This window comes from Herpetosiphon giganteus (assembly GCF_016907925.1).
GTDB classification, from domain to species: Bacteria; Chloroflexota; Chloroflexia; order Chloroflexales; family Herpetosiphonaceae; genus Herpetosiphon; species Herpetosiphon giganteus.
The window spans coordinates 157,736-170,132 of record NZ_JAFBCZ010000006.1 but is presented as its reverse complement, the minus strand read 5'-3'; the positions used below and the strand labels follow the sequence as shown (position 1 = coordinate 170,132).

Sequence of the window (12,397 nt, the reverse complement as noted above, 5' to 3'; positions counted from 1 at the left end):
ATCCCCGTTCGCATTCTTAGCGCTCTTCGCGGTTACTACAGCTGCCTGCCCACTGACCCCTCATTTGACTTCTGATTTTTGACTTCTGATTTTTGATTTTACTCTTTACTCCAGCGTTTTCGCCGTGGCCTCGATTGCTTGTTGCAAATTGGCGTAAGTTTGCAAGCCATGTTGGGCGAGGCCAGTATGGACTAATTCTTCGGCAACCTCGGGTGTTACGCCCACCAAGACTGGCTCGCAACCAAGCAAGCGCAACATCTGCAACAGTTGATGCATACTCGCCGCTGCTGAACGATCAATCGCCGAAACCCCAGTTATGTCAAACAAAAGCACTTTGATGCGTTTGACTTCCACATATTGTGCCGCTGAATCGGTGGCAATCTTGACCCGCTCGCTGGATAAATTGCCAATGACCGGCATAATCGCCATGCGATTGCGCAACGGAATAATGGGAAACTGCATGCGCTGCACGGTGGTTTCCAAAACGCTGCGTTCGGCCATACTTTTTTCTAAATCGGCCAAGGTTTGTTGCAAAGCCTCATTTTGCTGCTGTGCTAGCGCGTGTGAGCTAGCCAATTCGTGCTGCGATTGCTCAAGCGCGCTCGAGCGTTCTTGCAAGGTGCTATAGGCTTTTTGCAGGGTTGTATCAAAACGCCGCCGACTGAGTAAAAAGAAAATCGGCACTTGAATAATAATCCCGCCAAGAATAAATAAGAGCGTGATGCGTAATCGTTCAAGCGATTGGCGTTGAAATTGTGCGGCGCGATCGACAATTTGACGACGCTCGTTGACCATCGTGCGCGCATTGGTTTCCATATTGCTTAAAACTGGAATTAATTGCTGCAACGAATTGGTCGAAATATTAAGTCGCGTCTGCGTTTCGAGCGTAAAGAAATCACGCTTAATCACTTCAAACGAGCTACGTTCGAGCAAACTACGTTGATCTTCGCGCTCAACGCGATAAAAATCACTCAAGATGTTAATGCGGCTGCCAACTAAATTACGCCGCAGCACAAACTCGTTGCCTAAATTGGGCGTGCCCATGCTAATTTCATTGGCAATCACCCGCAGGCGCAAAATTTCGCGCTCAAGCTGGGTTGGGTTCCAAATGCCGCCATCAAGCGTGAAGAAGCGGTTGGCAACACTTAAGGTTTGTAAATTAAAGCCCAAGAGCACAAGCAAGATCAAAAAGATCAAGCTTGTGCCTGCGAGCACCAATCGTTGAATCCAACGGCGAGGCTGCATTACTTAATCTCCATACTCCGCAACTGCCAGATCCACATGCCCACATATTTTTCGTGCTCAAGTTTATAGGCGTGGTATGGAAACACAATTTCCAAGGGGCCTTTATCCGAAACTGCCATGCGCTCGCCATCCAAGCGGGTTGCCAAAATTACCGGCATAGTACGCAATTCATCGATCGGAATATCAACGCTGTAGTCGTTCAAGGCGATGGCTTTGACCGTTTTGGCCGTATCTTCAACCTTGGCCGCAGCAAAAATGCTGCTAATCAACACCCCTTGGTAGGTCACGGTTCGACCCAAGAATGGATCAGCAAGCGTGTATTCCACCACGCCAAGCTGTTCGAGCGTTTCCATGCTGAAATCAAGCTGCTGGCCATTATTGGTTTGGCCAATCAGGCCGCTGAGGCTCAAAACAACCTCAGAACTGGGGGCGGGAATTGGATCGCCAGCATTAATGGTTGCAGGATTAACCACCGTGTAGGCGTTAGCAGGATCAGCCGTGGTTTGGCCACAAGCAACCAGGCTGCCCAAAATAAACAGATTGATAACCAAAAGGCGAACCCACGGGCGAAGCGCGAAACGCATGCAGCGACCTCCTCAAACCAACAGCGAACGACAGAGTGTAAAGCAATCTTGCACAATCGATCTCTTGTATCTATGCTACGTCAAGTTCGCAATTTGTGCAAAATGCCCATAGTCTTGTCTTGCACTAGCCTTTATCCCCCACGGTTGTGAATAGTTGAACCGCATTCATCCACCATAAAGGGGATTAAGCACAGCAATAATTTTTTACAGTTAAATGCTCGTAGCGCCGAGCTTGGCCTGTTGCTAGTGTAGCTGTGGTTTAAACAAAAAAGGGTTGTTATGCAACAACCCTTGGTAAGCAAATCAAGACGCGACTACTTGGCAAAGACGCGGTAAATCGCCCCGCCAGCATCATCTGAAATATACAAACTGCCGTCGCGGCCAATAATTACGTCAACTGGCCGACCCCAAACCGCGCCTGCATCGGTCAACCAGCCAGTCGCAAAATCTTGGGCGTTGCCAGCTTTGCCGTCGGTAATTGGCACAAACACCACTTTATAGCCAGTTGGGGTTGATCGGTTCCATGAGCCATGGAAGGCGACAAACAGGCCGCTTTGGTAGTGTTCGGGGAAGTTGCTGCCATTGCCAAACGCAAGGCCAAGCGGGGCGCTGTGAGCCTGCATCTCAACTGCTGGCGGCGTAACGCCTTGGCAAGCATTGGCATCTTTGCCAAACTCAGGGTCGGCGATGCGGCCTGAATGACAGCGCGGCCAGCCAAAATCCAAGCCATCGCTGGTGGCAACATTCACCGTTTCTGGTGGCTGATCGTCGCCCAACATATCGCGGCCATTGTTGGTAGCCCATAATTCGTTGGTGCCAGGTCGCCAGGTGATGCCGACGGCGTTACGCAAGCCTTTAGCATAAATTCGGCCATTGCTGCCATCGGGATCGTATTCCATCACGGCGGCGCGGCGCGCATCTTCTTCGTCGCAAACATTGCACGATGAGCCAACTGCTACGTAGAGTTTGCTTTCGTCGGCGTTGAAAAGCAAGGTGCGGGTGCTGTGGCCGCCATCGGGCAAGCCATCGATGATCGTTTGGCGCTGAGTAAATTTGCCTTCAGCATCAGGCTGGGTTAATTTGATCACCTTGGTGGTTTCAGCTACATACAAATTGCCAGCTTGGTCGAAAATCATGCTTGATGGCGAATCGAAGCCATCAGCAATCACCTCAACACCATCAGCCAAGCCATCTGCATTGCGGTCGGGCAAGCGCACAATCCGATCTTCGCCGCGTTCGGCGGTATAAATCGCACCATCGGGGCCGATCGTCAGCATGCGTGGGCCAGTCAATTTGCTTTGAAACACGCTAATGCCAAAGCCATCGGGCAAGCTAATTGGATTGGTTGGCGCAACCACTTCGGTTGGCGCGTTGGGCGCTGGTTTGCCAGCACTTGTTGTTGGCTCAGGGCTTGGTACAATGACTGCTGTTGCTTCAGCAATCGGCGTGGCGGAACTGCCAGCTGGTTGGGTGAGTGGCACACTCGTCGGCGCGATTGGCGCATCGACTTGTTGCTCGCCACAGGCTACCAACACACCAAGCAAACTAATCAGGAGCAGAGATTTGCGCATGGTACCTCCAAAACATCATCATAAGAAAGGTATCACAACTCATGGATTTATTTAGCTATCAAGCGAGCCAAAGCAACGATGCGCCCCTAGCAGCACGCATGCGGCCTCGCACCCTCGCCGAATACGAAGGCCAAACCAAAATTGTCGGCGAAGGCCGCTTGTTGCGCCGCCTGATCGAGCGCGATCAATTGATTTCGCTGATTTTGTGGGGGCCGCCTGGCACTGGCAAAACCACGCTGGCGCGGATTATCGCTGGGGCTTCTTCGGCACATTTCGAGCCACTGTCGGCAGTGAGCGCAGGCGTGGCTGAATTGCGCAAAGTGGTTAAGGAGGCCACCGAGCGCCGCGGCATGTATGGCAAGCGCACGGTGTTGTTTATCGATGAAATTCATCGTTGGAACAAAGCCCAGCAAGATGCAGTGCTACCAGCGGTTGAGGATGGTACTGTCACCTTAATTGGCGCAACCACCGAAAATCCTTCGTTTGAAATTAACCGTGCCTTGCTTTCCCGCTGTCGGGTCATTGTGCTGGAGTCGTTAGAAGATCAAGCAATCGAGGCGATTATTGAACGAGCCTTGAGCGATAACGAACGCGGCTTAGGCAAACAGCGGGTGCAACTCAGCCCTGAAGCCCGCGATATGCTCATCCATTTGGCCAGCGGCGATGCCCGCGCAGCCTTGACCGCACTCGAAGCAGCAGCATTAACCCAAGTGACCGAGCCAAACGGCCAACGGCTGATTGATTTGGAAGCGATTGTTGAGGCCTATCAACGCCGCAACGTCAGCTACGATAAAACCGGCGAATTGCATTACGACGCAATCTCGGCCTTGCACAAATCGGTGCGCGACAGCGACCCCGATGGCGCGTTATATTGGATGGCTCGTATGCTTGAAGGCGGCGAAGACCCGCTGTATGTGGCGCGGCGGGTGATTCGCATGGCCGTCGAGGATATTGGCCTTGCAGACCCGCTGGCGTTGGGCATTTGTGTTGCAGCCCAGCAGGCTGTGCATTTTATGGGCACTGGTGAAGGCGCGTTGGCCTTGGCCCAAGCAGTGGTCTATTTGGCCCAAGCACCGAAAAGCAATGCGGTTTATCGAGCCTATGGTGCGGTCATTCACGATGTAGAGGCCACTCGCAACGAACCAGTGCCGCTGCATCTGCGCAACGCGGTCACTGGCTTGATGAAGGGGCTAGGCTATGGATCGGGCTACCAATATGCCCACGATTTCAAAGATGCCCAGGTTGAACAGGAGCATCTACCGCCGAATTTAGCTGGGCATCGCTACTACTACCCGACAGATCATGGCTATGAGGCGCGGGTTCAGCAGCGCTTGGCATGGCGTTACCCTGAGGATCAAGCTGCAACGTCGGAAGCTTCCACATCAGCCACGACACCCCAATCCCCACCGCCAAAAGAATGAGCCAAAGCCACCAAATCGGCTTTAGCCAGGCAGAAAGGGCTAAGGTTGGCCACAGCAAGAGCAATGTGACAATCTTAGCCCGCAAGGGCATGCCGCGTTTATCGCGAAAATTGCGAATATAGCTGCCCAAGTAGCGATTGCTCATGAGCCAGTTGTACCAACGCTGCGAACCACGCATATAGCACGCCGCCGAGGCCAATAACGGCCCCGTGGTTGGAATTAACGGCACGAAAATGCCAATTACGCCTAATATCAAGAAAAAAGTCCCAAGACTTATCCAAAGGAACTTACGAATTGATGTCATACCACGAATCCTTAAATCGATACTCTTGATATTATAGCGCTGCTTGGGCCGAACTTCCGTAACTTTTGTTGGCTAATTTGTTTAAATAACCTAACCCTTGGCAAGCAAAAATGGATGCTTCCCTCACCCCCAGCCCCCGCTCCCACTGAACGCGGGCGAGGGGGAGCAGCCGTTTTTACTGCCGCATTGCCGGAAAACCACTGCATGAAAGCCCCTCGCCCGTTGGACGGGCGAGGGGTTGGGTTGAGGGAAGCGATCTTATTCAGCAGGTTTGGCTTCGGTTTTGGCTTTAGCAGCTTCGCGCGCTTCAATCGATTCTTGCCACATCTCGCAAGTGACTTTCAGGCCCGAACTCAAAATCATTTTGGCAGCAATCGTCGCGCCAACCGAGGCGATAATTGGCAAATTGAAGGGCAAGAGGCCAATTAATAATGGTGCTAAGGCCGTGGCGATATTGTCAGCAGCAGCATTGCCACTATCACCACCAGAAACCGCCGTTGCTGTGCCTCCCTTGGCTTCAGGCAGTTGGGCCAAGATTTGGCTACGCTCGCTGCTTTCGCTGGAGCACAACAAATTGTAGAGCTTTGGTTCGATTTCGGCCCACCAGCGTGCGCCAAAGACCCGCAAATCCTTGCCCACACCCATTTCAATCTCAGCTGGCTCAGCAAATGCGCCGTTGGCCTGCGCTGCCTCTAATTGCGCTGCATCTGCTTCCTCTGCTTGCTTAACCTGAATCCCAAGCTTGCGAAATAAATCATCTTCCGAAAGCTCAACCAGCGTTTGAATTTGGCTGGCCAACACTGCTTGTTGATTGGTTGAATCGCTCACAGCAACTCCTTCACACAATTAAAATGATGCTTGGCTGGAAATAAAGGTTCGTCGTCAACCCAACTATAACACTCTGAACAATGGGCATTTGTCGCAGCACCAATGCCAGTCCCTCATCCCTCATCCTTATATTTTAGCCACGAAGAGCTATTGGATTTTGATCCACGAAGGCCACGAAGGCACACAAAGGATCGGAACCGCGAAGAACACGAAGAGCACGAAGGACATTTTTTAGCCACGAATTGCACGAATTACACGAAGGGCTTTTGATTTGGATTTCATCCTTCATCCTTTATCCTTCGCTTCTCTGCTCTCTGCGCCTCTGCGTTAAACGATTGATCCACGAAACTGGGGCTTTCATCCCTCATCCTTCATCCCTCATCCTTCATCCCTCATCCTTCATCCCTCATCCTTCATCCCTCATTAAACTTTGGCATCAGCATCGCCATAATAGGTATAGGCCAAGCCCAAGGGATTGCGTTCTTCTTCGATAAAGTAGCGTCGCAAGGCTGGCAGAATATCGCCCATCGCTTCGCCCTGGCCCAAGCGTTCGATTAATTTTTGGCCAAAGGCTGCCGCAAATGGCGCGAGCATTGGGCATTCAGTACCTAAAATACCGCGTGCGCCAAGTTGGCTAAAAAAGGGAATAAAGCCGCTGCTCAAGGTTGGCAGTACTTGGGCCGATTCACACATATTCAAAATCACCAACGGTTTGCGTTCGAGTTTCAGGCCCCATTGGCTCAGCAAGCGCAATGGCAACAGGCTTTGGTTCCATTTCAGCCAGCTATCGCTAATATTGGGATCGCTTGGCTGATATTCTTTTTGGCTCAGGCTGAGCAAATCGCTGTATTTGCTGCGCACACCCTCATCCAAACGCGCCATTTGATCGCGAAACTTGGCCAGCCAATCCGAAGTATCGTCGGGGGTTTTGGCGGTGTGACCATGGCAATACATATAAACAATATCGCTTTGGCTGAATAACGGGCCAAGGCTGGTTTTATCGCCAGCCTCACGCAGATCCAAGCCAACATTACCGCGCGCATCGCTCCACGCTTGTAAGGCTGCGCGGTGTTGTTGGGTTATATCAACCACACTATCGGCGATCGGCACGCGGAAATTATAGGTTCCGCCGCCAATCTGCAATTGCTGCTGAGCACTTGGCGCTTGCTGCGCATTTTGAGCCAGCTGCTTGGTCATAATCTCCAAGCGATAGCGACAACCCCAAAATTTGCTCAAATCAACACTATTTGGGTCGTTAACTGGCTCAGGATAAAGCAAGCCCCACGGCACGCCGCTGGGCATGCCTTCGTGGATAATCTGCAAGGCGGGCAAGCGTTGCTCAGCGCTGATTGTTTCGAGCCATGTGCGCAAGGCCGCTAACGATGCAGCTTGTTCGGCAGTAGCGCCGCTTGGCGCAAACAACGCAGCATATAGTCGATTACCAACAACCGCCAATTGATACAAACTTTCGCGCCGTTCGGCCAACTTGCCGCGTGTACCTTGGCGATACGATGGCTGCCACGTAATGTCGTAGAGCGTATTGCGGGCTTGAAGAATTTCGTTGCTCAAACTGGCCGCATTAATTGGCAACACCACATTCAAGCCGCGTTGTTTGCGAAGCGTGTCTTCAGTTGGCCAGGCCACGCTCATGCGATAAAACTCGCCATCGCCAGTTAATGTGCAGCTGATTTGCTTGGGTCGAATTGATGCTAAATCTGCAAAGCCAGCCGTGCGCGAATAGCTGACCCGTGCCAATAATGGCTCTGGCAAATCGCTCTCAACGGGGGTGATTTTGAAATGCAATTCAAGCGTTTGCAGCAGAGTCCAATTGTAATAAATATTGATCCACAGTGGCAGATCATCGATCACTTGGTTGGCAGTCAGACTAAATTGAATGCTTTGGCTATCGCCTGTTGGCGGCAAACTCAAATGCTGCATCGGTGCATCAAACACCACATACTGACCTTTGCTCGACACACTGATAAATAAAGGCAAATCCTCGCTTGTTTCGGGCGTTGGCAAGGCTTCAGCAGTGGCTATGCGCGAATCGCTACGGCGCTGGCCAATATTAATGCGCAAATGATAACGGTTTTCTAGCGCTAAAGTCGAAGTCGCAGCGACCAAATCCGGCGGATCATCTGCATAATACAGCGCTGCATTCACCACCCGCAGTTGGCTTGTTGGAGGCGGAGCTACCGTACCAGTCTCATCTGAGCCGCGACGGTCGTCGGTATGTTTGGATTCAAGCGGATCGCTCTGCCAATGCGCAGTGCGATCCGGAAAAATGCGGATGATCGTGACCGTGATGCCAGCCAACGCCCCAACGACTGAAACATTGCTTTGCTTCAGTTCAGCCACAGCAATCAGCGTCGCAGCATCGCCCTCTTTGGGATTTGGGGTCGGCGTAATCACCAGCCAATCGACTTGGCGTTGATTGACGATCATCAATGCGGTTGCCAAGGGCATACCAGCAGGCAAAATTAACGCAAGCGCAGAAGGAGCCACCATCAAAGTACCCTCCTAGCAGTACCAAGTGCTGACTCCATTGTACGAAGCCGCTTCATGGCTTGTCAACAGGCTAAATCGCCAAAAAGCCATAGACCGTTTGATATACGACTGGCGTGAGCAACACCTCAACTAAGCCTGCTAGCACAAGCCCGGGCACGATCACCAAGCAAAAAACTTTCAAATACATGCCCCAAGCCCAGAGCAAATGCCGTCCGGCACTATAGGTTGGCGGCACAAAGGCCAACGCTGCGCCCAGCCGCAAGGCCAAGGCCGCAGCAAACATGCTCAGCGGAATTTCAATCAGGCCATGGGGTAATTCATAGGCCAGCAGATAATTTAGGCTAGCCCCAAGCCCGCCGCTCGCCGCCAACGTACTCGCGCGAAACGAGATGCTCATCAGGTTAATCGCTGGCACCATCAAGCCAAAAAAGCCCATGCTAATCGCTGAGAACATGCCAGTAAAAAAGATTGTAAACATGTTAGCGCTCAAAGTAGCGCCGAATCGAGGTGTCACCAATGCCCCGCGATTGACATCCAAGCGGGTCATGATATTCGCCAACGATTGCTCGCGCTGGCTCTCTGGCGTAAATTGGCTACCAAAGATCATTGCCGCCAGACAACAAATCAGCACTACAGCCAAAGCTAAGCGGGTTTCGCGCCAAACCACCACCAATTCTTGGCGATAGAAGCGTTTGAGCCATGCGCCAAACTTGCGCTGTGGGCCTTGCGCAGTTTGAACATGAAACATTGGCAGATGTTTATCGGGATTCGTGCCAGCAGGACGAATTTCGCTAAAGAAGGCATTCAAGGCGCGATTAATTTGGCTAAAATTCAGCGCTAAATGCTCACGCGACAGAATCGATTCGCGTTTAAAGCTGCCAATTCCGGTGCGGCTGAGCACAATCGTCAAAATCAGCATCACCGCCATAATTGCATTCAACACGTCATAGCGTTCGCCAATAATCAGCACTGCTTCAAGCTGCACCATAATTGCTACTGGCACCAAAATGAAGCTGGCTAATAAATTGGCCAAGCGCACGGTGTTGGTATGCGATGAAATTACGACTGCTGCCGAAACCATTGCCAAGGCCTGGGCAATGCTCAGCAATACCATTTGACTAAAGATCGCAAGGTCGATCCGGCCAAGCAAGGCAGTTGGCGCAAAAATACTCAGGCCAACTCCAAATAACAGCATCGCAATCAGGCTGGCCCCAATTGGCGGAACAATCGCCGCCAACAACTTGCCACGATACAATTGACCATCGCTAATTGGCATTGAGAACAGCGATTCCAGCGAGCCACGTTCACGCTCGCCAACAAACACTTCCAGCGCCACAATCAACGAAAACGACGCAGGCAGAAAGCCCACCAGCAACACAATAAAGGGAATTAGATTAACCACGCCTTCTGGGGTATCAACATTGGAGTAGGCATAAATTACGCCAAACAAAGCACCAATTGGCACCAAAAAGGTCAGCAAGCCAATCGGAATCAAAATCCGCCAATCACTCAAGGTATCGGTTGCTTCACGGCGCAAAATCGTCATGACTGGGCCATGGGTGGTCGTTGCTTGGCTCAAACGTTGGGTTGAACTGCGTTTGCTAATCGTTTCGTGCTCACGCGAAAGCAATTCTTCGCGATTGAAACTATACATGCCCCAGCCAACCATCGTCAGACCAACCACCAGCAACAACCCATTGATCAAGATAATTGGCAAAACCATGCCATTAATGATGATCAAGGATTCAATCTGCACCAAAATCGCCATTGGAATCAGAATGAAACTCGCAAGTAAGTTGGCAGCCCGAATGCTGGTGGTATGCGAAGAAACATAGACCGCTGCTGCAACCATGGTGAAGACTTTAATCAGCAAAATCGCCGTAATCCCCAGAATCCAAGCGCTGGTCAGATACTCGCTCAAAAAGACGCGATTTGGCAGCGAGGCCATGCGCACAGGCCGGCCTAGTTCAATCGCCAAGCTATAAATGACCATTGCCACTGCCGACGAACCAACTGGTGGCAGCAGGGCAGCAAAAAACTTGGCCAAATACAAGCCGCGATCGCTCATCGGCATCGCCAAAAGCGATTCTAAGGTTGAGCGTTCCCGTTCGCCAACAAACGATTCCAGCGGGCCAATCAAGGAAAGCGAGGCCGGCAAGAAACCAGCAATCAACAAACCAAGTGGCACTAAGCTGCGACTGATAAATTCATCGTCAAGAAAACTCACTGCCTGGGCCACGCCCGACCGCAAAATCAGCGGCAATAGCACCGAAAGAATACACAGCGGAATCAAAGTACGCCAATCGCTTAGCGTATCGCGTAAATCGCGCCGCGTAATGGTCAGGGCCTGATTGCTCATACGGCTACCTCGGCTACCGCAGCAGCGTTTGGCTGCGCAGGCTGATTGCGAACCCGTTCGTTGTGGGTTTGACCAACAATCGTCAGATACACATCTTCTAGCGAGCGCTGAACTTCGTTGATTGAGAGCAACGGCCAGCCCCAACCACTGATCCGTTGAATCAGGCTTGGATTAAGCGCATGCGGCTCGGTCGTGCGATAGCGCAACCAACTATCGCCCACGTCCTCAATCGTGAGCAAATCGGCTAAGCGGGCAGCAAGCTCAGGTTGTGGCTGGGCCAAACGTAATTCCCAAATTGGGTCGCCCATCAATTGTTGGCTCAGCTCAGCAATCGTGCCCTGCACCGCAATTCCACCATCGTGGACAACAGCGATGCGGTCGGCCAATTCTTCGGCCTCGTTCAAATTGTGGGTACACAGAATGATTGAGCGTTGAGCCGAGCGCAAGCCAGCAATCGCATCGCGCACCGTGCGCGCCGAATGTGGGTCCATGGCGGTGGTTGGCTCGTCGAGATACAAAATATTGGGATCGTGGATCATGGCTCGAATTAAGGCCAGCTTTTGTTTCATGCCCTTGGAATAGCCGTCGATGCGTTTTTCGCGGGCTTCCCACAGGCCAAATTGTTGCAGCAACTCAACAGCGCGCTGGCCACAATCGCGGTCATTCATGCCTTGCAGCCGCCCAAAAAACAATAAATAATCAAGCGATTTCATGCGATGGTAGAGGCCTGGAAATTCGGTGAGCAAGCCGACGGCGTGGCGCACTTCACGGGCATGGGTTTCAACATTAAAGCCGCCGACAATTGCCCGCCCGCTGGTTGGCTTGAGAATTGCCGCCAACATCCGGATGCTGGTGGTTTTGCCAGCGCCATTGGGGCCAAGCAAGGCTAAAACCTCACCAGGCTTAACTTCAAGCGAAACGCCCTTGACAGCGTGAAAATCTCCAAATTGCTTGCGTAACTCTTCAGCAACAATCATTGCAGAACTCCTATCCAAACCGCCACCATCATGAAAAAAGGGCGTACCAATACCAGACCGCAAAAACGCTTGCTTGTCAAGCCTACGATAGTCCAATTGTGCTGCTAGTGCCCAGTTTGTTTTAACCAACTCTGCATTCGCCAACCAGCTAAGGCATTGGCCACAATAAAATTAAGCATGTGCACCTCGAGCAATCCAAGCCGGAAACCGAAATACTCCTGGCCAAACCAAGGAGGTATTAGCAACCAAAGATCCCAAAATGGCACCAAAGAACCAAAACCCAAAGCCATTATTGCCGCCCCAATCGCATAGTAGAGACAAAACCAAAATGTTTTATCACGCTTAATTTGACGTTTGTACAACCCGATCGTGGTGAAAACGCTCACCCAAAAACCCAAAACCAGCGCAATCAATCCACCAAGCACAACATAAAACAAAAAGGGATCTATGAGCGATATGTCTATTCCAGAAATAGTCACCATAACCAAAACCCCATTGATGAGACCCGTGCCAAGAATGATCTCTCGCCAACTGCGCCAAAACCATGCTTGCCAGCGCACTATTTGAACCAATTCACTGCTAGGAACCTGATAATCCATC

General features: G+C 51.6%; 9 protein-coding genes and 1 pseudogene. 1 reads left to right on the top strand and 9 read right to left on the bottom strand.

The features are described 5' to 3' along the window. Positions 1-105 precede the first annotated feature (105 nt). The 3 genes from JOD20_RS07600 to JOD20_RS07590 form a co-directional block, all read right to left on the bottom strand. On the bottom strand, positions 106-1,245 hold the full coding sequence (locus tag JOD20_RS07600; protein WP_204754691.1) for an STAS domain-containing protein: 1,140 nt from the start codon (positions 1,243-1,245) through the stop codon (positions 106-108). Beyond that, positions 1,245-1,829 (bottom strand): putative pterin-binding protein, encoded by a 585-nt coding sequence (locus JOD20_RS07595; RefSeq protein ID WP_204754690.1) that lies wholly within the window; start codon positions 1,827-1,829, stop codon positions 1,245-1,247. Before JOD20_RS07595 ends, JOD20_RS07600 begins: the two co-directional genes overlap by 1 nt. 314 nt (positions 1,830-2,143) lie before the next feature. Then, positions 2,144-3,400, bottom strand: a complete 1,257-nt coding sequence (locus JOD20_RS07590; RefSeq protein WP_204754689.1) for a PQQ-dependent sugar dehydrogenase — start codon at positions 3,398-3,400, stop codon at positions 2,144-2,146. 41 nt (positions 3,401-3,441) lie between these two features. Between JOD20_RS07590 and JOD20_RS07585 the strand changes: the two genes are divergently transcribed. Beyond that, positions 3,442-4,821, top strand: a complete 1,380-nt coding sequence (locus JOD20_RS07585) for a replication-associated recombination protein A (RefSeq protein WP_204754688.1) — start codon at positions 3,442-3,444, stop codon at positions 4,819-4,821. Positions 4,822-4,825: 4 nt separating this feature from the next. Here JOD20_RS07585 and JOD20_RS26970 read toward each other — a convergent pair. From JOD20_RS26970 to JOD20_RS07560, 6 genes and pseudogenes are all read right to left on the bottom strand, one after another. Further along, positions 4,826-5,125 (bottom strand): annotated as a pseudogene (locus JOD20_RS26970) (YbaN family protein); the annotation flags it as partial. Positions 5,126-5,383: 258 nt separating this feature from the next. After that, positions 5,384-5,953, bottom strand: a complete 570-nt coding sequence (locus JOD20_RS07580) for a hypothetical protein (RefSeq protein WP_204754687.1) — start codon at positions 5,951-5,953, stop codon at positions 5,384-5,386. Between the two features lie 423 nt (positions 5,954-6,376). After that, positions 6,377-8,461: a CHAT domain-containing protein gene (locus JOD20_RS07575; protein ID WP_204754686.1), complete on the bottom strand. Its 2,085-nt coding sequence runs from the start codon at positions 8,459-8,461 to the stop codon at positions 6,377-6,379. A gap of 70 nt (positions 8,462-8,531) precedes the next feature. Then, on the bottom strand, positions 8,532-10,820 hold the full coding sequence (locus tag JOD20_RS07570; RefSeq protein ID WP_204754685.1) for an ABC transporter permease subunit: 2,289 nt from the start codon (positions 10,818-10,820) through the stop codon (positions 8,532-8,534). Then, on the bottom strand, positions 10,817-11,797 hold the full coding sequence (locus tag JOD20_RS07565) for an ABC transporter ATP-binding protein (RefSeq protein WP_204754684.1): 981 nt from the start codon (positions 11,795-11,797) through the stop codon (positions 10,817-10,819). The genes JOD20_RS07570 and JOD20_RS07565 overlap by 4 nt, the downstream gene beginning before the upstream one ends. A 104-nt stretch (positions 11,798-11,901) precedes the next feature. After that, positions 11,902-12,396, bottom strand: a complete 495-nt coding sequence (locus tag JOD20_RS07560; RefSeq protein WP_204754683.1) for a hypothetical protein — start codon at positions 12,394-12,396, stop codon at positions 11,902-11,904. Position 12,397 lies beyond the last annotated feature (1 nt).

Bases quoted from the DNA above. Each gene is read 5' to 3' on its own strand.
- JOD20_RS07600 (WP_204754691.1), bottom strand. From the start codon at position 1,245: ATGCAGCCTCGCCGTTGGATTCAACGATTGGTGCTCGCAGGCACAAGC.
- JOD20_RS07595 (WP_204754690.1), bottom strand. From the start codon at position 1,829: ATGCGTTTCGCGCTTCGCCCGTGGGTTCGCCTTTTGGTTATCAATCTG.
- JOD20_RS07590 (WP_204754689.1), bottom strand. From the start codon at position 3,400: ATGCGCAAATCTCTGCTCCTGATTAGTTTGCTTGGTGTGTTGGTAGCC.
- JOD20_RS07585 (WP_204754688.1), top strand. From the start codon at position 3,442: ATGGATTTATTTAGCTATCAAGCGAGCCAAAGCAACGATGCGCCCCTA.
- JOD20_RS07575 (WP_204754686.1), bottom strand. From the start codon at position 8,461: ATGGTGGCTCCTTCTGCGCTTGCGTTAATTTTGCCTGCTGGTATGCCC.
- JOD20_RS07570 (WP_204754685.1), bottom strand. From the start codon at position 10,820: ATGAGCAATCAGGCCCTGACCATTACGCGGCGCGATTTACGCGATACG.
- JOD20_RS07565 (WP_204754684.1), bottom strand. From the start codon at position 11,797: ATGATTGTTGCTGAAGAGTTACGCAAGCAATTTGGAGATTTTCACGCT.
- JOD20_RS07560 (WP_204754683.1), bottom strand. From the start codon at position 12,396: ATGGATTATCAGGTTCCTAGCAGTGAATTGGTTCAAATAGTGCGCTGG.